Origin of the sequence: Ruegeria sp. HKCCD7296, assembly GCF_013110775.1 — a bacterium.
In the GTDB taxonomy this organism is placed as follows: Bacteria; Pseudomonadota; Alphaproteobacteria; order Rhodobacterales; family Rhodobacteraceae; genus Ruegeria.
Genome location: NZ_WVRF01000004.1, coordinates 114,458 through 134,743 on the forward strand (window position 1 = coordinate 114,458; position 20,286 = coordinate 134,743).

General features: G+C 54.8%; 19 protein-coding genes, 1 tRNA gene and 1 pseudogene. 8 read left to right on the forward strand and 13 right to left on the reverse strand.

Annotated elements, in window-relative coordinates:
• Positions 1–52 precede the first annotated feature (52 nt).
• Entirely contained in the window at positions 53–577 is a 525-nt protein-coding gene (locus GS632_RS07740) for a CBS domain-containing protein (RefSeq protein WP_171176851.1), read from the forward strand.
• 2 nt (positions 578–579) lie between these two features.
• Here the strand turns inward: GS632_RS07740 and GS632_RS07745 are convergent, their stop codons facing one another.
• Entirely contained in the window at positions 580–1,344 is a 765-nt protein-coding gene (locus GS632_RS07745; protein ID WP_171176848.1) for a metallophosphoesterase family protein, read from the reverse strand.
• Between the two features lie 184 nt (positions 1,345–1,528).
• Between GS632_RS07745 and GS632_RS07750 the strand changes: the two genes are divergently transcribed.
• Positions 1,529–2,542: an NAD-dependent epimerase/dehydratase family protein gene (locus GS632_RS07750; RefSeq protein ID WP_171176846.1), complete on the forward strand. Its 1,014-nt coding sequence runs from the start codon at positions 1,529–1,531 to the stop codon at positions 2,540–2,542.
• 56 nt (positions 2,543–2,598) lie between these two features.
• On the opposite strand, the gene nqrF is transcribed toward GS632_RS07750, so the two are convergent.
• From nqrF to GS632_RS07780, 6 genes are read right to left on the reverse strand one after another with little or no spacing between them, the layout of a single operon-like run.
• The gene (gene nqrF / locus GS632_RS07755; protein WP_171176844.1) at positions 2,599–3,822 is read right to left on the reverse strand and encodes an NADH:ubiquinone reductase (Na(+)-transporting) subunit F; all 1,224 of its coding nucleotides are present in this window, start codon (positions 3,820–3,822) and stop codon (positions 2,599–2,601) included.
• A 10-nt stretch (positions 3,823–3,832) separates the two neighbouring features.
• The gene (nqrE, locus tag GS632_RS07760) at positions 3,833–4,441 is read right to left on the reverse strand and encodes an NADH:ubiquinone reductase (Na(+)-transporting) subunit E (RefSeq protein WP_050603817.1); all 609 of its coding nucleotides are present in this window, start codon (positions 4,439–4,441) and stop codon (positions 3,833–3,835) included.
• Positions 4,441–5,094 (reverse strand): NADH:ubiquinone reductase (Na(+)-transporting) subunit D, encoded by a 654-nt coding sequence (locus GS632_RS07765; RefSeq protein WP_152460184.1) that lies wholly within the window; start codon positions 5,092–5,094, stop codon positions 4,441–4,443. The genes nqrE and GS632_RS07765 overlap by 1 nt, the downstream gene beginning before the upstream one ends.
• The gene (locus tag GS632_RS07770; RefSeq protein WP_171176842.1) at positions 5,094–5,921 is read right to left on the reverse strand and encodes a Na(+)-translocating NADH-quinone reductase subunit C; all 828 of its coding nucleotides are present in this window, start codon (positions 5,919–5,921) and stop codon (positions 5,094–5,096) included. Before GS632_RS07770 ends, GS632_RS07765 begins: the two co-directional genes overlap by 1 nt.
• Positions 5,914–7,122: an NADH:ubiquinone reductase (Na(+)-transporting) subunit B gene (locus GS632_RS07775; RefSeq protein WP_171176840.1), complete on the reverse strand. Its 1,209-nt coding sequence runs from the start codon at positions 7,120–7,122 to the stop codon at positions 5,914–5,916. Before GS632_RS07775 ends, GS632_RS07770 begins: the two co-directional genes overlap by 8 nt.
• A gap of 5 nt (positions 7,123–7,127) precedes the next feature.
• Complete coding sequence (locus GS632_RS07780) at positions 7,128–8,471, reverse strand: Na(+)-translocating NADH-quinone reductase subunit A (RefSeq protein WP_171176838.1); 1,344 nt, start codon at positions 8,469–8,471, stop codon at positions 7,128–7,130.
• Positions 8,472–8,769: 298 nt separating this feature from the next.
• On the opposite strand from GS632_RS07780, the gene GS632_RS07785 reads away from it, so the two are divergent.
• Together GS632_RS07785 and GS632_RS07790 are read left to right on the forward strand one after the other, a co-directional pair.
• Positions 8,770–9,885: a class I SAM-dependent RNA methyltransferase gene (locus GS632_RS07785; RefSeq protein ID WP_171176836.1), complete on the forward strand. Its 1,116-nt coding sequence runs from the start codon at positions 8,770–8,772 to the stop codon at positions 9,883–9,885.
• Positions 9,886–9,993: 108 nt separating this feature from the next.
• Positions 9,994–10,070, forward strand: a tRNA-Pro gene (locus GS632_RS07790).
• 120 nt (positions 10,071–10,190) lie between these two features.
• Here GS632_RS07790 and GS632_RS22105 read toward each other — a convergent pair.
• Together GS632_RS22105 and wrbA are read right to left on the reverse strand one after the other, a co-directional pair.
• Positions 10,191–10,448 (reverse strand): annotated as a pseudogene (locus GS632_RS22105) (EamA family transporter); the annotation flags it as partial.
• Between the two features lie 58 nt (positions 10,449–10,506).
• Positions 10,507–11,130: an NAD(P)H:quinone oxidoreductase gene (wrbA, locus tag GS632_RS07795; protein WP_171721317.1), complete on the reverse strand. Its 624-nt coding sequence runs from the start codon at positions 11,128–11,130 to the stop codon at positions 10,507–10,509.
• A gap of 92 nt (positions 11,131–11,222) precedes the next feature.
• Here wrbA and GS632_RS07800 point away from each other — a divergent pair, with 92 nt between their 5' ends.
• Positions 11,223–11,981, forward strand: a complete 759-nt coding sequence (locus GS632_RS07800; RefSeq protein WP_171721316.1) for a hypothetical protein — start codon at positions 11,223–11,225, stop codon at positions 11,979–11,981.
• Between the two features lie 264 nt (positions 11,982–12,245).
• Here GS632_RS07800 and GS632_RS07805 read toward each other — a convergent pair whose 3' ends face one another.
• Complete coding sequence (locus tag GS632_RS07805) at positions 12,246–12,701, reverse strand: Lrp/AsnC family transcriptional regulator (RefSeq protein ID WP_171238332.1); 456 nt, start codon at positions 12,699–12,701, stop codon at positions 12,246–12,248.
• A gap of 115 nt (positions 12,702–12,816) precedes the next feature.
• Between GS632_RS07805 and GS632_RS07810 the strand changes: the two genes are divergently transcribed.
• The 3 genes from GS632_RS07810 (at position 12,817) to GS632_RS07820 (ending at position 17,616) form a co-directional block, all read left to right on the forward strand.
• The gene (locus GS632_RS07810) at positions 12,817–14,016 is read left to right on the forward strand and encodes a methionine gamma-lyase (protein ID WP_171238333.1); all 1,200 of its coding nucleotides are present in this window, start codon (positions 12,817–12,819) and stop codon (positions 14,014–14,016) included.
• A 14-nt stretch (positions 14,017–14,030) separates the two neighbouring features.
• Entirely contained in the window at positions 14,031–16,403 is a 2,373-nt protein-coding gene (locus GS632_RS07815) for a 1-deoxy-D-xylulose-5-phosphate synthase N-terminal domain-containing protein (protein ID WP_171721315.1), read from the forward strand.
• 544 nt (positions 16,404–16,947) lie between these two features.
• Positions 16,948–17,616 (forward strand): hypothetical protein, encoded by a 669-nt coding sequence (locus tag GS632_RS07820; RefSeq protein ID WP_171721314.1) that lies wholly within the window; start codon positions 16,948–16,950, stop codon positions 17,614–17,616.
• Here GS632_RS07820 and GS632_RS22255 read toward each other — a convergent pair.
• The 3 genes from GS632_RS22255 to GS632_RS07835 all read right to left on the reverse strand — a co-directional run bounded on the left by GS632_RS22255 (position 17,613) and on the right by GS632_RS07835 (position 20,281).
• Positions 17,613–17,744: a hypothetical protein gene (locus GS632_RS22255; protein WP_256368722.1), complete on the reverse strand. Its 132-nt coding sequence runs from the start codon at positions 17,742–17,744 to the stop codon at positions 17,613–17,615. The genes GS632_RS07820 and GS632_RS22255 overlap by 4 nt on opposite strands.
• Positions 17,745–18,515: 771 nt before the next feature.
• Positions 18,516–19,133 (reverse strand): sulfotransferase family 2 domain-containing protein, encoded by a 618-nt coding sequence (locus GS632_RS07830; RefSeq protein ID WP_171721313.1) that lies wholly within the window; start codon positions 19,131–19,133, stop codon positions 18,516–18,518.
• Positions 19,134–19,327: 194 nt separating this feature from the next.
• Positions 19,328–20,281, reverse strand: coding sequence for a capsular polysaccharide synthesis protein (locus GS632_RS07835; protein ID WP_171721312.1), 954 nt, complete (start codon positions 20,279–20,281; stop codon positions 19,328–19,330).
• Positions 20,282–20,286 lie beyond the last annotated feature (5 nt).

A 20,286-nucleotide genomic window follows, 5' to 3' on the forward strand; every position in this document is an offset into this window, starting at 1 on the left:
TGCGCTAAGGTGAAAGGGAAAGATATTGCAAGATCGAAGAAGGAGATTGCCCATGGCCCCAACCTCGTACCAGGCACCGATGCGCGGTGACAAAGAGGAAAAGACAACGTACAGCCAAACGACCGGGTCCAATCTTGCGCAGTCAAAGACAGCAGTGTCCAAACTGCTTGAGGGCAAAGGGGGCGATGTGTTTTCCGTCCGCCCCAACGAGACGATTCATTCTGTCGTCAACATTCTCAAGGAAAAGCGGATCGGTGCCGTCTTGGTGACGGATCAGAACGGTGCGTTGCAAGGCATTCTGTCAGAGCGCGACATCGTGCGGCGTATGGCGGACACACCCGGACAGACCTTACCTCAATCCGTCGAAGATCTGATGACCAAAGAGGTTAAGACCTGTACAACCGACGATCTGCTGAACGATGTTCTGAAGACCATGACCGAAGGTCGTTTTCGTCATATGCCCGTGCTGCGTGACGGCAAATTGTGTGGCGTTATCACTATCGGAGACGTCGTTCATTTCCGCCTGAAAGAACTGGAATATGAAGCCTTGCGCATGAAGCAGATGATCGTCGGCTAAGGTCAGCCAGTCGAAAGGAACCTGATACTGCCGTCCTGAATTTCAGCTGCCGTGAGTCGGCCCGAGGCAAAAGCGCCCGTGTCAATTGACAATACCCTATTTCTGACACGGGGGTGATCTACGATTGTGTGGCCGTGCACCACCCATTGCCCGTCGCTGCGCGGCAGTCTTGGGAACATTGGATGTCCCCAAAGACAAATCTGGCGATCCTGGGCTTCGAGCGATTGGCGTGGGTCCAACGCTGCGTGAACAAATGTAGCGTTTCCACTGGTCCAGGTCAGCGGTCGGTCGGACAACCAGTTAAGCAGAGTTTGACCCATCGCTTGACGCAGGCCATCTGCCAATTCTTTCGCTTGCTGAGTGTCTTCTTTGTCTGGGGTCAGCTTGAGGCCGAATGAGGCAAGCGTTTGTACGCCTCCATTTCGAAACCAAATCGGGGCGTATTCCTCTGGGGCATCTACAAAACGCAACAGCATCTCTTCGTGGTTGCCAAGAAGGCAATGAACTCGTCCACCTGACGCTTGGCTCAGATAAAGCAAATGGCGCAAAACATGAGCACTGTTCGGACCACGATCGATATAGTCGCCAACAAAAACCAATGGATCTTGATCGTCTAGACGAGGCAAAAGCGCGTGCAGCAGATCCAGGCGGCCATGAATATCACCCACCGCTGTCACGCGCGTGCCGGGGGAGATGTCGCAAGACACTGTTTCGGTCGCTGGACGCGCCGAACGGTTGAACCGTGATTTGATCCATTTCGTAACCATGCGCCCTGATCCCTACCCTTCCGAGCAAATGGCGGCAATGAACATCTGATTGAACCGGCAAAGTGTTGACCAACACCCTCGTGTTGTCCGATATGACCTTCAAAGTGGTCGAAAAACGTTGATCTCAGGCGCGAAACAAAGTCTTTCGGTCAACGGTGATTTCGTGGTGCGTTCTGAGGGTTTTATGAAACGGGTTTTGATTACGGGCTCTGCGGGGTTCATCGGGTTCCATCTGGCCAAGCTGCTTCTTTCAGAAGGGTTTCAGGTGCATGGCTATGACGGGATGACCGACTATTACGATGTGACGCTTAAACAGCGTAGGCATCAGATCCTGCTACAAACCCCGGGCTTTACCGCGACCGAGGATCGATTGGAAAACTATGACCGGCTGGTGCAGGTGGCGGAGGAATTCCATCCCGATGTCATCGTCCACTTGGCGGCCCAAGCCGGTGTTCGGCACAGCCTCGAATACCCCCGCAGCTATATCGAATCTAATGTCGTTGGCACGTTCAACGTGATGGAAATCGCGCGCCAGCATGAGGTCGGACATCTGTTGATGGCTTCGACCTCGTCCATCTATGGTGCCAACGAAGAGATGCCGTTTACCGAAACGGAAAAAGCGGACACGCAATTGACCATCTACTCTGCCACCAAAAAGGCGAATGAGGCGATGGGGCATTCCTATGCGCATCTGTGGAATCTGCCGACCACGATGTTTCGGTTTTTTACGGTCTATGGCACCTGGGGTCGGCCCGACCTGGCCTATTTCAAGTTTGTGGCCGCCATTCTCGAAGGCCGTCCGATTGACATTTACAATCACGGAGACATGTATCGGGACTTCACCCATGTTGAAGATTTGGTGCGCGGAATCAGATTGCTGATCGATGTACCCCCGGTCCGGCCTGCCAGCCGTGAAGACATCGAGGATGGCGATAGCCTTTCAACGGTTGCGCCCTATCGCATCGTCAATATCGGAAATGGCGACAAAGTGCGTCTGATGGACTTCATCGAAGCCATCGAAGAGGCGGTTGGACAGACGGCCATCAAGAACTTTATGCCGATGCAGATGGGCGACGTTCATGCGACATGGGCTGACAACCGCCTGTTGCAGCGGTTGACCAATTACCGTCCACAGACGGACCTGAAAGATGGCATAGCCCAGTTCGTTTCCTGGTATCGGGATTACTACGGAAAATAGCGTTGGCTAAAAGTTGAATGAAAAAACCGGCGCTGGCTGCGCCGGTTTTTCTATTATTAACCGCCGAAATCGTCCAGCATGATGTCTTCACGATCCACGCCCAGATCCAGCAGCATGTTGATGACCGACTGGTTCATGATGGGCGGACCACACATGTAGAACTCGCAGTCTTCTGGCGCGGGATGGTTCTTGAGGTATTCTTCGAACAGGACGTTATGGATGAATCCGGTATAGCCTTTCCAGTCATCCTCGGGCTGCGCATCCGAAAGCGCGACATGCCATTCGAAATTGTCGAACTCTTCGGCCAGTTGGTCGAAATCCTCGACAAAGAACATCTCTTTCTTCGACCGCGCGCCATACCAGAAGCTGATCTTGCGATCGCGGTTTTCAAGGCGCTTGAGTTGGTCGAAGATGTGGCTTCGCATGGGGGCCATGCCGGCACCACCACCGATGAACACCATCTCTTTTTGGGTCTCACGCGCGAAGAACTCGCCAAACGGACCCGAGATTGTAACCTTGTCACCCGGTTTCAGGTTGAAGATGTAGGATGACATCTGACCCGGCGGGATGCCTTCCGAGCCCGGAGGCGGCGAAGCCACACGGACGTTCAGCATGATCATGCCTTTTTCATCCGGGTAGTTGGCCATCGAATAGGCCCGTTCGATCGGTTCCGCGACAACCGACTCATACTGCCACAGATTGAAGCGATCCCAATCCTCGCGGTATTCCTCTTCCACATCGAAATCGGTGTATTTCAACTGGTGTGCGGGGGCCTCGATCTGGATGTAGCCACCGGCGCGGAAGTTCACATCCTCGCCTTCCGGCAAGTCTAGGGTCAGTGCTTTGATAAAGGTTGCAACGTTTTCGTTCGAACGAACGGTACATTCCCATTTCTTGACGCCGAAGACCTCTTCCGGGACTTCGATGTCCATATCCTGTTTCACGGCCACCTGACAGGACAGTCGGTCACCGCACGAGGCTTCGCGTTTGGTGATATGGCTTTCCTCAGTGGGCAGGATCGACCCACCACCCGAATGCACGCGCACCCGACATTGCGCGCAGGTGCCACCGCCGCCGCAAGCCGAAGGAACAAAAAGCTTCTCGGCCGCCAGCGTTTGCAGCAATTTGCCGCCTGCGGGTACGGAAATGGTTTTCTCGCCGTTGATGGTGATGTTCACGTTGCCGGTCGACACCAGCTTGGACCGGGCGGCCATGATGACGGCCACCAGTGCCAGAACGATGACGGTGAAAAGAGCTACGCCTAGGGTAAAGGTTTCCATTGACGCCTCCTTACAGTTTCACGCCCGAGAAGGACATGAAGGCCATGGCCATCAATCCTGCGGTGATGAAGGTGATGCCCAGACCCTGTAGGCCGTCGGGAATGTCCGAATATTTCAGCTTTTCGCGAACACCCGCCATCGCAGTGATCGCCAACGCCCAACCAAAGCCCGAAGACAGGCCATAGGTTGCGGCCTCGGCAAAGTTGTAGTCACGTTCCACCATGAACAGCGAGCCGCCCAGGATGGCGCAGTTCACGGTGATCAGCGGCAGGAAGATCCCCAGCGCGTTGTAAAGCGGCGGGAAGTACTTATCCAAAACCATCTCAAGGATTTGAACCATCGCCGCAATCACGCCGATATACGAGATCAGGCCAAGGAAGGTCAGGTCCACATCCGGGAAACCAGCCCACGCCAGCGCACCCGGCTTCAGCAGATAGTTCAGCAGCAGGTTGTTGGCGGGAACGGTGATGGCCTGCACGACCATGACAGAAATACCCAGACCCAGCGCAGTCGAGATTTTCTTCGAAACGGCGATGAAGGTACACATCCCCAAGAAGAAGCTGAGCGCAAGGTTTTCGACAAAGATGGCCTTTACGGCCAGTGAGATCAGACCTTCCATCAGTGGGCCTCTACCTGCTGAATTTTGTATTCACGCTCTTCCACCTGGTTCGGCTTCCATGTGCGGAACGCCCAGATGATCAGACCGATGATGAAGAACGCCGACGGTGGCAGTAGCAACATGCCGTTGGGCACGTACCAGCCACCGTTGTTGACGGTCTCCAGTATGGTAACGCCGAACAGCGACCCGGCACCGAACAACTCACGAATGAAGCCAACCAACAGCAGGATCAGGCCATAGCCCATCCCATTGCCCATCCCGTCGATGAAGGACGCGACCGGAGGGTTCTTCATCGCAAACGCCTCGGCGCGGCCCATCACAATACAGTTGGTGATGATCAGACCGACGAAGACCGACAGGGTTTTCGAGATCTCGAACGCGTAGGCCTTGAGGATCTGGTCAACCAGGATCACCAGCGAGGCGATGATTACCATCTGCACGATGATCCGGATCGAGCCGGGAATCTGGTTGCGCAGGCACGAGATGAAGAAGGACGAGAACGAGGTCACGAAAATAACCGCCAGCGCCATCACCATCGACACCTGCAGCGACGAGGTCACCGCCAGTGCCGAACAGATGCCCAGCACCTGCAAGGTGATCGGGTTGTTGTCGACAAGCGGGTCGACCAGCATCTCTTTCTTGGTCTGAGACATTAGAACTCTCCTGCTTGCAGCTTGGCCAGGAACGGAGCATAGCCCGCGTCGCCCATCCAGAATTTCACCAGGTTATCGACACCAACTGAGGTCAGTGTCGCCCCTGCCAGAGCATCGATATAAAATTCCGGTCCGGCAGCAGGCTGGGACTTGGCAACGGTGATTTGCAGATCACCCGCATCATCACGCAGCTTCTTGCCGTTCCACAGCGCTTTCCAACGTGGGTTGTCCACTTCGGCCCCAAGGCCAGGGGTTTCACCGTGCTGATAGAATTGCAGACCGTAGATATCGTTGCCGTTGTTTTCCAAAGCGATAAAGCCGTAGAGCGTAGACCACAAACCATAGCCGTGCAGCGGCAGGATCACCTTGTCCAGATCGCCTGCGTCGTCACGCAGCAGATAGATCACGCGGTATTTCGACTTGCGACCAATACCAGCGGGGTCATCGTCCAGCGCAACGCTCAGCTCAGGGTCGCTGGCGGCGGCGATGTCGTCGAAGGTGGCCGGGTCGAACTGATCATCGACGAAGTCGCCGGTGGACAGTTCCAGCACATGCGGCTCAAAGGCGGCAAAGGCTTCGGTCACATCGATGCCGGGTTCAAAAACGCCCGCAACTTGCAGAACGTTGACCTGTTTGTCCTTCAGGCGGTTGGTTTCCTGCACCGGGCGCAGGCTAACAGCGGCTGCAGAGACAACCATCGAGGCGACAAGACAAACGGCAACGGCGATGAAGATCGTCTTGCCAACCGAATCTGGCGAAGCTGCCAGAAACTTGGCCAGTGCGCCCTTTGGAGCGTCGTTGTTGTCAGGGGATTGCGTATCAGACATGGCGACGCGCCCTCCGTTTAATGTTGGCCTGAACAACGAAATAGTCGATCAGCGGTGCAAAGACGTTTCCGAACAGAATTGCCAGCATCATACCTTCGGGGAAAGCCGGATTGATCACGCGGATCATCACAACCATGACACCGATCAGCGCGCCATAGATATAGCGACCTACGTTGGTATGGCTGGCCGAAACCGGTTCGGTCACCATAAAGGCCAGACCAAAGGCATAACCGCCCAGTACGATGTGCCAGTACCAAGGCATCGCGAACATCGGGTTCGTGTCCGATCCGATGAGGTTCAGCAGCAGGGTAAAGCCGATTGTTCCGGCCAGACAGCCTACAATCAGGCGGTAATTGGCGATCTTTGTCGTCAGCAGGAAGGCCAGACCGATCATACACGCCAGCGTCGATGTCTCACCAAAGCTGCCCTGAATCTGTCCGAAGAACGCGCTTGACCAGGTGATGCCTTCAGCGGCCAGAGCCTGAACGCCGTCCGCAGCCGAGACCGCCAGTGCAGTTGCGCCCGAGAATCCGTCAACCGGGGTCCAAACCGCATCTCCTGACATCTGTGCGGGATAGGCGAAGTAAAGGAAGGCGCGTCCAACTAGTGCCGGGTTGAGGAAGTTCTTGCCTGTTCCACCAAACACTTCTTTACCGATCACGACCCCGAAGATGATACCCAATGCGACCTGCCATAGCGGCGTGGTTGCAGGCATTATCAGCGTGTAGAGCATTGATGTAACGAGGAAACCCTCGTTCACCTCATGCCCGCGCACAGTTGCGAAGATAACCTCGAAAATGCCGCCAGCCACCAGCGTGACGATGTAGATCGGCAGGAAATACATCAGCCCGTGCATGACGTTGGCAAAAATGCTTTCCGGGTTCAGCGAGATGCCAAATGTCTGCAGAATGGCAATACGCCAACCAGTGGCCGAGTCAGGCCCAAGCGTGGCAATAGCCGAATTGGCTTGGTAGCCGGTATTGTACATCCCCCACAGAATACAGGGGATCGTTGCGATCACGACATAAGTCATGATCCGCTTCATATCCACGTAAGACCGTGCATGAGGGGCAACGGTGGTCACAGTTTTCGGAGTGTAGATAAAGCTTTCGACCATCTCGTAGATGGGGAAATACTTTTCGTACTTGCCGCCCTTGGTAAAGTTCGGCTCGATCCGATCGAAGAAGCTGCGCAAACCCATTTGGATCAGCCCTCCTTTTCAATCTTGGTCAGGCAGTCGCGCAGCGCCAGCCCGTATTCATATTTTGCCGGACAGGCAAAGCCCACAAGACCCAGATCCTCTTCGTCCAGCTCCAATGCGCCCAAGGCTTGGGCGGTGTCGGTATCCATCACCAACAAGGCGCGCAGTAGCTGTGTGGGCAGGTAATCCTGCGGCATCAACTCTTCGAACACTCCGGTCGGCACCATCGCACGACGCCCACCATTCAGGTTGGACGTGAAGGCATACAGTTTTTTGGCGAATGCCGATCCCAAAACCGGCTGGACCGAATATTTCGACGGCATTGGGCGAATCCAACCCATCGGAATTTGGTCGTGATCCTCTCGGATAATGCTGATCTGACGTGCGAAACGACCCAAATAGGCCGTCGGGCCATCTGCGTGCTGACCTGACAGGATCGAGCCGGAAATGATCCGAGGTGTTCCGTCGACATTCACCTCGTCACGGGTAAGATCATCCGTGGATGCGCCCATAACGGTACGGACCAGACGTGGCTGACGTGCTCCAGGACCAGACAGAGCGACCACGATGTTCGGATCAAGATGACCAGTCAGCAAAAGTCGGCCAATGGCAATGACGTCCTGATAGCCAATGGTCCAGACCTGCTTGTCGCCCGTAAGGGGTTCAAGAAAATGAATATGGGTTCCCGCCAGACCCGAAGGGTGGGGCCCAGAGAATGCTGCGGTTTCCACGCCGTTCAAGTCTGCGCCGGGGATCGCGTCACCCTCTTTTTGGCATAGGTACGTCGCACCCTCTGTCAGCTTGCTGATGGCACTCAGACCGGCAGTGAACGCGTCGGATGCTTCTTGAATAACAGCCGCCGCATCTGCCGCCAACGGATCACTGTCCATAGCGGTGACAAAAATCGCAGCCGGTGCGCTGCCCGGTTCAGGCATTTTCGAATAAGGCCGTGTGCGAAACGCGGTCCACAAACCAGCAGCGCACAGTTTGGCAGACACGCCCTCAGCCGTATCCGCATCGCCGACGCCAGAGAAATCCACTCCTGTGTCATTTGCGTCCGACACTTCGATCACGACGCTTTGCAGAACACGACGGGCACCGCGGTTGATGGCGACAACCTTACCGCTGACAGGCGCAACCATCATCGCATCTGGCGCATCTTTATGACAGAACAACGGAGCCCCCCGCTGCACCGAGTCGCCTTCCTGTACCAACATCTTTGGCTTAAGGCCGATATAGTCATCCCCCAACACACCGACAGTCTTGTACTCCGGCCCCGGATGGATGGTCTGGTCAGGAGCGCCTTCAACCGGCAGATCCAACCCTTTTTTCAGTTTGAAAGTTTGCATGTTGCTACGTTCTTCCAAGCCTTTTTTGCTGCGCCTGCATTGTCGACGCCCTTTCGGGGTCATGCAATACCGCGGAAATTCTTACCATTCGTCGCAAAAGCGTCAAAATGTGTCCAGAATCCGCTGGCGTTATTCCGATCATGGACCCTTTACGCGGGGATGCCTCTAAACGCAAACCTGTTACCGCCAAAAGTTATCTTGGGACTACACATTCCCGCTATTTCCCCGGCAAACTGAAACATTTCAGCCGCAAAAAAAGCGTGTCGCACCCGCTGTACTTCCGGTGTAAGCAACTCGAATGGAAAAAAACGCAGACCTCGACATTTTTTTGATCGCAACACCCGGCCTGGAAGCACCACTATGCACTGAGGTGCAGGCGCACGGATTCGCCGGTGCAAAAGCGGTTCGCGGTGGTGTGACGTGTCGCGGGTCCTGGTCAGAAGTCTGGCGCGCCAATTTGACCTTAAGGGGCGCAAACAAGGTTCTTGTGCGTCTGGGTAGCTTCCCAGCGGTGCATCTGGCTCAGCTGGACAAACGCGCCCGCAAATTTCCCTGGGGCGCGTTCTTGCGTTCCGACATTCCGGTAAAGGTAGAGGCAACCAGCCGTAAATCCCGGATTTACCACGCAGGGGCCGCCCGGCAAAGGGTTGAACGCGCGATCTCTGAGACGTTAGGCGCTCCGATTTCATCCGAGGCTGGTCTTAGGGTCTTGCTGCGCATCGAGAAAGACATTTGCACTTTGTCGGTCGATAGTTCGGGCGAGCTTTTACATAAGCGCGGACATAAGGAAGCAATCGCCAAAGCCCCAATGCGAGAAACGATGGCCGCTATGTTCTTACGAGAATGTGGGTTTACAGGGGAAGAGCCTGTACTTGACCCAATGTGCGGGTCGGGCACCTTTGTCATTGAGGCTGCCGAAATTGCACTCGGACTACTGCCCGGCCGATCGCGCCGCTTCGCGTTCGAGGACCTGGCAGGCTTTGATTGCGATCAGTGGCAGTCGATGCGCGAAAGCAATTCCAAAAGAGAAAGTGCAATGACCTTTTGCGGTTCGGACAGGAACGCGGGTGCTGTCGAAGCGGCAACCGCAAACGCCAATCGGGCGCAGGTCAGCCATGTGACGCGCTTTCAACTGCGATCCGTCAGCGACATTAACCCCCCCGAAGGCCCCGAAGGCCTGGTTATTGTTAACCCGCCCTATGGAGCACGTATCGGGGATGAAAAGCGCCTGCGTTCAGTCTATGGTGCACTGGGCAAAGCCCTGATGAGCCGGTTTCAGGGATGGAGAGTTGGAATAGTGACCAGTTCTGCTTCCTTGGCTAGGTCAACCCGTCTTCCACTATTGGCGCCAGGCCCGGTGGTCGACCATGGCGGCACAAAAATTCGCCTGTACAAAACGGATCCACTCGGCTGACTCCGATTATCAAATTGCCGTGCCCTGTTCCGCCAACGATTTCCCACGTCCAAGCCCCAAAATCCTCTTGCGCATCGGAACCGCCGGGTATAGATCACCCGCCACGGTCGGAGTGTAGCTCAGCCTGGTAGAGCACTGTCTTCGGGAGGCAGGGGTCGGAGGTTCGAATCCTCTCACTCCGACCAATAAAACAAGGCGCCTGAGGGCGCCTTTGTTGTTTTCAAGACAGTGATCCGAGGTTCGTTGAACCTGAGCATTAGTCGAACTCTAACGCGTTGGCAGCTTTACGCAGGTGCTCGGGGCTATAACCTATATGCAGCGACGAAGAGGAGCACCCAGAACAGAGCGAAATTGAGGCTGCCTAAGACGAAAACTCGACCAAGCCATTTGCGTGGTGGAACGCAGCGCGTCACTGCAAGCAACAACAATCCAGCAGGCAGAGCTCGTAACGCAGCCAGGGTAATCGGATAGCCAGCCGGGAGCGCTTCCGTAGTTACCAGGTAGGTGCTTCCCCATACCGCTGGGGCGAGCGCAGTGAGAAGAATGTCGGTTGAGCGTGACATAGTGTGTCTCCCGGCTGAGGCGTTGGAAAAGTTGAGTGAGACGTCAGAGGCGCGCGGGTTACGCTGCTTCCGCTTTGAGGTTTGATCCAACGAGGCACGCTGCAATCCTTGCAACATGAGCGCCCTGGAAACGCGCTCCGGCCAGGTCAAATTCGGTAGGTGTGCGGGAACCATCAGCACCGGCGATCGTTCCGGCACCATATGGCGCGCCGCCAATGATATCTTCTGATGTAGTCTGGCCAGCAAATGTGTAGGGCATTCCGGCAATCAGCATCCCAAAGTGTTGAAGAGGGACTTGCGTTGTCAGAAGGGTGGCCTCGTGCCCGCCATGTTGCGAACCTGTTGATGCAAAGACCGCTCCGACCTTACCAACCAGTGCATTCCTGGCCCAAAGCCCTCCCGCCTGGTCAAGGAAGGACTTCATTTGGCCAGCCATCATGCCAAATCGGGTCGGTGTTCCAATGATGATTGCATCATAGTTTTCCAGATCGGTCGGCAAGGCGGCAGGTGTATCATCTAAGACATAGCCAGCCTGCTGACGGACCTCTTCAGGGACGGTTTCGGGCACACGTCGAACGTCAACTTCAGTGCCGGGAACACTTCTGGCGCCTTCAGCTTCGGCATCGGCCAATGTGCGGACGTGGCCATAGCTTGAATAGTAGAGAACGAGAATACGTGACATAGGATAATCGCAGCCGCACGGATTGGGCGACCCTTCGGCAAAAGCTTTCACAGCGTCCATTTGGCAAATACTGCATCTCAAGTGATGGCGACGTGCCTCCGGAGATCACGGCAGAAACCCTTGAGCGGTTTGAAATTCTGACCAGCAAAGCGCTTGAGGTTACTGAAAAGCGCCTGAGGGGCGAAAGCGGTTACGGAACGGAAGACAACGAGGCTCTCAAATTCTTGAGTTGGCAGTTCCGCCGATGCCCGCGCAATGTCGCGACGTGGCTGATGGACTGTATTGAAGCGTCCGGGCGCAATCACCCTTTCGTCAAGCATCAAGCAAGTTGGGTCCTCGTATATCAGGGCCTTGGCCGCATCGTCGGAAGCGAAGAGGACGAAGCGAGAGCAATGCGGTTGCTTCTGACTTCGTCAATTAAGGACTGGATCTGGAACCGACAAAGCGCGGCCATGGCGTTCATGCTGTCTCGTTCTGACACCGCTCCATCTTATCTGAAACGAGAAGACGTAGAGAAGCTAACCAAAAGGACTATTGCGGACTTTCAACGTAATATTGGCGGTCAATATACAATGTTTAACTACGCGCCTTTCTTACTTGCAGGCCTGGTAAGATGGCGTCTCGTTGATCCTACAGCATTGGTGATCGGGGCCGACCCGTTGGCGGATGACCTCTTGGCTATCATTGAGAAAACAGAGCAAGACCTGAAGGCCCGCCGTGGGTCCAATACTAATTTCCAAAGGCGGAGGTTGAAGTTCTTGCCTATCCTCCAAGACCTTAAGTCAGAACTGGCGGGAGAAGGTTCGAATCCTGACCTGTTGTTGGATATCTATGGAGCAAGTGGAACGTGAACATGAGCGCGCAGGTAGTCTGAAAATTGGCGTGACAGTGCCAAACAGTATCCGTTACCAGCTTTTAAATGGAGTTCCAGTTCGGCCGAGAGTGACGCGAAGTCAGTTCTCAGGTGGCCGACAGACGCCATACCAACGTTGCCCTCTTTTACCTTTCGTCTTCCGTGAAATAGCCGATGCTGACAATGAGAAATTGAGGCGGGAAGAAATCAGTCAGCTAAAATGTTCAGCCAGTTCGGAACAACTCATTCTGACTCGATCTTTCTATCCGGGCGGAAAAACGGCGGTCTTTTTTACTGTTCCATAGACAAAGCTGGTATCGATTGAGGCTATCCCACCGATCGGATGAATTCGGTGACGAATAAATTCCTCGTAGGCATCGAGATCCGATACCAAAACCCGCAATTGGTAGTCCATTGCCCCGGTCAGCACGTGGCATTCAAGAACTTCATCGATCATCCGAACGCGCTTTTCGAAATTCTGAACGTCCGTTTCATTGTGTCGCTCTAACCGGATACGCACGAAGACTGTAATGGCCATCCCATACGCGGCAGCGTCAACGTCGGCGCTGTATCCCGTTATCACTCCGTTGGCTTCAAGATTTTTGACCCGGCGCAGACACGGTGACGGGGACAGGTTCACCTCGTCGGCAAGATCCTGGTTCGTCATGCGCCCGTCACGCTGCAGCGCTCGAATGATTTGCCTGTCCTTAGCGTCCATTTCACCCTCTTGCTTAGCAGAAAATGCCAATTGAGCCGCTCACGTTGGTATATTTCGCAACCATTAGCCCAAAGTAAAGGCGCAAACTGGCTCCAACATGAATCAGGAGCTTGCAATGACTCGTCCAACCGGATTTGCCACCCGCGCCATTCACCACGCTTATAACCCTCTGGAAAATGACGGTGCGTTGACGCCACCCCTGCATTTGACGTCCACATTTACCTTCGAAACCGCAGAGGCTGGTGGAGAGTTGTTCGCCGGTGAGCGTGAAGGTCATATCTACAGCCGTATTTCAAACCCCACATGCGACCTTCTTGAGCAACGCATTGCCGTGCTTGAGGGGGCCGAGGCCGGTCTAGCTCTCTCAAGCGGCATGGGGGCGATCACGGCAGTGCTTTGGACCCTGCTGTCGCCAGGTGACGAAGTCATCGTGGACAAAACGCTCTATGGCTGCACCTTCGCCTTCATGCGTCATGGTTTGGCGAAATGGGGGGTTACGATCACACATGTAGACATGACAGACCCTGAAAACCTTAAAGCGGCCGTTTCCGGCAAAACCCGCGTTGTCTATTTCGAAACTCCGGCCAATCCGAACATGCGCTTGGTGGACATCGCCGCAAGCGCCACAATTGCGCATTCGGTCGGTGCAACGGTCGTCGTCGATAACACTTATGCCAGCCCATATCTGACCCGCCCGATTGAGCATGGGGCAGATATTGTTCTGCACTCCGCCACCAAATACCTCGGCGGGCATGGCGATGTGGTTGCCGGTCTGGTTGTAGGAACCGCCGAACAGATCGCTGAGATCCGCCTTGTTGGGATGAAGGACATGACCGGCGCGGTAATGGCCCCTTTCAACGCGATGCTGATCCTGCGTGGTCTGAAAACACTGAACCTTCGTCTGGATCGTCATTGTGACTCTGCCAGGGTCGTCGCGGACTTCCTCGAAGCGCATCCTGCCGTCGACGAGGTTTATTTCCCCGGTCTTGAGAGCTTCGCACAGCACGATGTAGCGCAGCGACAGATGTCCCAACCGGGCGCTATGATAGCGTTCGAGATCAAATCCGGTCTGTCCGGAGGGATTGAATTCATGAACCGCTTGAACATGATCCAGCGTGCAGTGTCGTTGGGCGACGCGGAAACACTGATCCAACACCCAGCGTCCATGACTCATTCGACGTATACCCCAGAAGAGCGTGCCGAGCATGGGATAAGCGATGGCCTGATCCGTCTGTCTGTCGGGCTAGAGGATGTCGAAGATATCCTTGCAGACCTAGAGCAGGCTTTGCCCTACCCTGCTCGCAGCGCCGCCTAAACCCGGAGACAACCATGCACATTGATCCCACCAAACTAAAGAATGTCGAACAGCGCCTGCTGTGGTTGTCTCATTGGATGATCCACCATGCCAACCATGTCCGACCAAAGGTGGATGGGATCAAGATTGGTGGCCATCAGGCTTCGTCTGCTTCGATGGTGTCGATCATGACCGCGCTCTACTTCTCAGCCTTACGCCCTGAGGACCGGGTTGCAGTCAAACCCCATGCGTCGCCGGTGTTTCATGCGATGCAGTATCTCATGGGTAATCAGACCCGCGAGAAGATGGAGAATTTCCGCGGATTTGGGGGTGTGCAAAGTTATCCCAGCCGGACAAAGGATATTGATGATGTTGATTTCTCGACCGGGTCTGTGGGTTTAGGTGTCGCGATCACCTCGTTTGCCTCGATCATTCAAGACTACATCAAGGCCAAAAGCTGGGGCTCAGACGCGCCAATGGGACGTATGGTAGCCCTGGTAGGCGACGCCGAACTGGATGAAGGCAACGTCTATGAGGCACTACAGGAAGGATGGAAGAACGACCTGCGAAACACGTGGTGGATCATAGATTACAACCGACAGTCACTGGACGGTATCGTCCGGGAAGGCTTGTTCGAACGGATCGAGAAAATTTTCGATGCGTTCAGCTGGGTTGTCGTTCGTGTGAAATATGGTGTTTTGCAACGCGCGGCCTTTGAAGAGCCCGGCGGCGACCGCCTGCGTGATTGGATCGACGCTTGCCCCAACCAAGACTACTCCGCTTTGACTTTCATGGGTGGTGCGAATTGGCGACAGCGTCTTATGGACGATCTAGGGGATCAGGGGGATGTGACCGCTCTGATCGAACGGCGCACGGATGCAGAGCTCGCAGCACTTATGGAGAACCTCGGCGGCAACTGCGTCGAGACCATGGCCCAAACATTTGCCGACATCGATCATGATCGCCCGACATGTTTCCTGGCCTACACGGTAAAAGGATGGGGCACCCCCATTGCAGGCCACAAGGACAATCACGGCGGGCTGATGAACAATAGTCAGTTTGCCGCGTGGCAGTCGCATATGGGCGTGCCAGAAGGCGAAGAATGGGAGCCGCTTGCGACGGTGCAAGACCGTGACGCGCTCAAGGGTTTTCTGGCCAGCACCCCGTTCTTTGCCAAAGGTCCGCGCCGCTATTTTGATGACAAGCTGGATGTGCCGACCATCGAGATCGACACCAGTCGCGAAATCTCGACACAGATGGCGTTTGGCAAGATCCTAGACGATCTATCAAAAGGCGACAGCCCATTGGCCGAACGCATAGTGACGACCTCCCCAGATGTGACTGGCACAACAAGCCTCGGTCCTTGGGTGAACCGGCGTAAACTGTTCGCCCGATCCGAGCAAGCCGACGCCTTCATAGAACACCGGATCCCTTCGACGGCGAAATGGGAATTCACGCCGGAAGGGCAGCATATCGAGCTTGGTATCGCCGAAATGAACCTCATGTTGCTTCTGGGAGCGGCGGGTTTGTCGCATTCCCTGTTCGGTAAGCGGCTGATCCCAATTGGCACCGTCTATGATCCGTTTGTCAGCCGCGGCCTCGATGCGCTGAATTACGCCTGCTATCAGGACGCGCGCTTCATGCTGGTTGGCACACCATCGGGCGTCACACTCGCACCCGAGGGTGGAGCACACCAATCCGTTGGAACACCACTGATCGGGATGAGCCAAGACGGGTTGGCAGCATTTGAACCCGCCTTTGCTGATGAGTTGGCAGTGATCATGGAATGGGCCTTTGACTACGTGCAGCGCGATGGTGAAGGGCAGCCGGACGAGCGCACCTGGCTTCGCGATGAAACCGGGGGGTCCGTCTATCTGCGTCTGACCACCAACCCGATTGAACAGCCTGGAAAGCGTGTCGACAACGAGTTCCGCCAAGGTGCCATCGATGGGGCCTATTGGCTACGAAAACCGGGGCCCAATTGCGAAGTTGTAATAGCCTATCAAGGAGCAGTCGCGCCGGAGGCAATCAAGGCCGCCGGTATCATTGGTGAAGGCCGTCGCGACATAGGTGTATTGGCCGTGACATCCGCAGATCGCCTGAATGCTGGATGGACCGCCGCTCAACGAGCGCGTTCTCGCGGTAACCAAGCGGCACGCTCCCACATTGAAACCCTGATGTCCGACCTCCCGCCGCACTGCAAGCTGGTCACCGTAATCGATGGTCATCCTGCAACTTTATCCTGGCTCGGGGCAGTGCTTGGACATCAGACTATCCCAATGGGTGTCGAGCATTTTGGTCAGACCGGAACAATCGGCGATCTCTATCGCCACCACTGCATTGACGCAGACGCTATCCTGGAGAAAGTGAATGGTCTGACCCATGGCAGAACTCTTCACCGTGCATAAGTGGGCTGGATCTGGGCAATAATGCATAGAACAAACTAGCACTGAACATAGACCAAGATAACTAGCGGACCATGTAGACAGTGCTCTTAGGTTCAATGAACCTGCCGAACCTGAACTCGGCTGGTTTGATTGGCGACAACGCCTGAAAAACAGGGCTCCTTTGACTAAAAATCAATAACTTGGCCCTCTGCACCGGTCTTCGGGAGGCAGGGGTCGGAGGTTCGAATCCTCTCACTCCGACCAACGCAACTGCTTGATGTACATAGATATCTCGAAGCAGTTGCAGGCAACGACACAACGTTGCACGTCCGAACGCTGCACTTTCGCTGCACTGATCACGCCAACAGCAAATCATCGCTGCATCGAGCACGTCCCTCATCGCACAAGGAGAGATGCGAGATGGCGACGATCAACAAGCGGCCAAGCGGCAAGTGGCAGGCAACGGTTCGCAGCGGTGGCAGGTCTGCGAGCAAAACTTTCACCAAGCGCGCAAACGCTTACTACGATGACTTTGGGAAAGGCGTTGTACCAGTTAGCAGACCAGATGACAGGCGAGCGGTGGCGTGACCAGCGCCTGCATGAGGCCAAGTCTTCGACAGTGGTCCGCGAACTGTCGTTGATGCAGTCAGCAGTGGACCATGTGCTTGGTGACAACGCTGACGCAGACACGAACTCGAACCCGTTGCGGCACGTGAAGCGTCCGCGTGTTGATGATCGTCGCGAACGCAGGCTTACAGACCGCGAGTGGAAACGGTTGTTGAACGCAGCGGGCGAGTGCTTGAACCCGCTGATGCGACCACTGCTTGTGCTGGCTCGCGAGACTGCGATGCGCCGGGGCGAGTTGCTGTCGATGGAGTGGAGGCACGTTGACAGCGAAGGCGCTTCCATGCAAGCACTTCGAGATCAAGCTGGTCACCCAACCGTCGGATGGTGGACATGTCCGATGTATCAAGACGGTGGAGATGCAGCCCGACGAGTTGGACGATGCTTGGAAGCAGTTCGGAAGATGCTCAGGGCGTCGATCACGTCGGTCGAGTTCAGCTTGCGCTTAACCCGGATCGCCAGGCATTCCCGGCTGAACTCGTCGAGGATGTTCAACGTATGGAACCGGGCTTTCGCTGCGGCAGGACCAAGGTCCGGTATCGCAAGGGAGAAAGTAGGCGCTCAGCCTGAATGCTCCTTGAGATCAAGGCATTTGCAAATCAGGCCTTAAGGTGTCCGATACGTTCGAAAACCCATTGCCTCGTAGTAGGCCAGCGCTTCGGGATTATCGTTTGAGATGGATGCGTCGATTTTTTCAATCGAGGCATCGTCAGCGGCCTTCAGACTGACAGCAAACAACGCCCGCCCATACCCTGTCGAGCAGCGGAGGGTCGGATATGTGTGCCGATGATACCCCAGCCGGGTTCAACACCATACGTGTTTCCAGCGTCAGCACGTATCAGAGATTGAACGCCAAGGATTACGCCGTTCTCCTACGCGACCGAGCATCTTATTTTCCTGGGGTCCTCTAGGTAATGGGCGCGAACGAAAGCTTCGTTGTCTGGGCTTTTCCGTTTCCCGGACGCAGTCAACTCTTTGAGCAACCCGCTCATCTCTTCGGCATTTCCCAGCACAGCTTCTCGGATTTTCATGATGAACCCATCTATACCTTGTGAGGCCTTGAGCCCCTGCTTTCAGCATAAACCGCTGGCGCAGACCTCTAAAGCCGCCATTCATTCAAACCGCAGCATCACGCATTTTGGGCTCTCGGCAGTCGTTCGCTGCGCACTGTTTCAAGTTCGGCTCTAGTCCGCAGCCGTCATTGGCTCCAGCAAAAGTCAGCGGCCGCTCAGCGGACGAAACGGCCGGAAAATGCCTGGCACGAATTGGACTTTTGGATGCTTCTGTCAGGGCGCATAGTACCAGCCAATAGTGAAAGCTCCACATCACAGCTTGTTTTCCAAGTTTCGAATTATTCGATGCGAGAAAAAGAAGTCTATCTTGTCTCGCGTACGATCTCCAGGCCTTACCGCTGGATCTCACTGCCTTTTCAGCTGAGACTGATAGGCCGACTGGTAGCAACTACTGCAGGCGAATATTCCCTTGCTGTAAAGCAATTCAATGCGAGTATCACTCGGTTCGGTAACCGAACGCCCGAAAGTCCTCAAAGTAAACCGAACTGGCAACTCGCGCGACATCTTCATCGAAGTATGACTGCCATCGACCCCGTTTCGACGGGTTAAGGTGAACGGCAGGGTTCATTGCAATTCCCAATTGATCGGCAACGCGACCGAGATCTTCCTCAAAATTCTCAAAACGGCCAATGAAATTAAGAGGGCGCGATCCATCCCGGTCAGTAAGCCACGTCACCTGCGGGCGAAAGTGCACATGAGTTGCTACTTCGGACAGCCCATCGAGAACGAAATGGCGGAAATCACCAGAGTAAGTTGCTAAATGTTCGTCTCTAAAGCGTCGGTCATGCTGGTTCAAACCACCCGCGTTCAGGAAGAAAAATGCGGAAACCAATCGGTCGAACGGGTGCCTTACGAAAGCAAACCTGAAAAAATCATGGAACCAAGGTTTGTTTGAGTAGGTCTCAATAGATGTGTGACCGTAGGGATCCTCAAGCCAAGGTTTAGAACCATCGTAGTCAATTCCCAGAAGAGGAAGGCCAAAGAGTGAGAGCAGGCTTTTGCCGGCTGTCTTAGGAACATGGATATATAGACAGTGGTGTTTGTGCGATATCATGTCATACTCCTCTGCCGTCGCGCGTGCACAATTTCGGGCGCCCTTTAATCCCTAGCTTTCCGCAATAGTCCGACTTGAATGGCCTCACAATCGATGAGTGCGGATAGCGCAATTTCAATTCCTCGGAGTCTCCAATCGGTTCTTCTTGGAGTAAAGTTCTTTTCAGGCCCAGCACATCTATCTAATAATACAAATCAAGTAGAACGAGTATTCTCGATGGTCGAGAACAGATAGCCTAAAACAGTATGAGATAAATCTTCGTCGAGCGTCCCGCGTCGATCAAGCTTGTAAACACTGCTTCGACCTGCGTTTATGTGGTCTTGTACTTCTTCTGAGATTGGTGAACCAAACCCAGCCCTTTGGATCGCGAGCGCATTGGTCGCACCGATCTCCGGCGTATTGGCCCAACTGCGCTCAAACTCAGGATCGATCTCAATCAGCGCCCGAAATGTCTGATGCAGCCAAAAGTAATAGGCACTACTTGGATGATCGGTCAGGTTTTTTCCTACGTCCTGTGGCAACCGGCGGAGCGACAAGCCCAGCTTATTGAATAACGTTGTCAATGACCTGTGGTTTTGTTGAGGCTGTAGCAATTTGCGCCAATCTTTAACGTCTTCGCTAAACAGTTTTATCAGCGCAGCTTCGCCCATTCCGTAGACGTATTCTGACCAAAGTCTGTCCACGGCCAACCGCAACTTTGAAACCAGCAAATTGTTCGGTTCTGACGCGAGAAACCAACTTGCCATTGGGCGTGTTTTGGCAGGCTTCGCATAAGCGAAAAAACCCGATTGCACCGTGGCGTCGTCAATCCAGTCATCCAGTGAGCGCGCGCACCAACTGGTTGCATCTGCCCAGACACCGCCGTTTTTTTCCAAAAGCCTAAGGCGAACGATGTCAGAGAAACTGGCGAGCGTTAGCCCTTGTATTCTCGAGTAGAACGATGGCAACTCAATCAACTCGTTGAGGCTCTCGGAACTGATGCAGCGGACATCCCAGTGAGTGTTTCGAACCTCCCAACTCTTCCGGCAACTGTTGACGATTCTAGGCACATCTTTCCAACCTTGGTGCCAGTAGATCCAAACCGTCCGGGGCAACCGAGGCTGGGAATTTCTCTCCATGATTGGTGGTGTGCGCGCGTCACTTTCCATCTAAG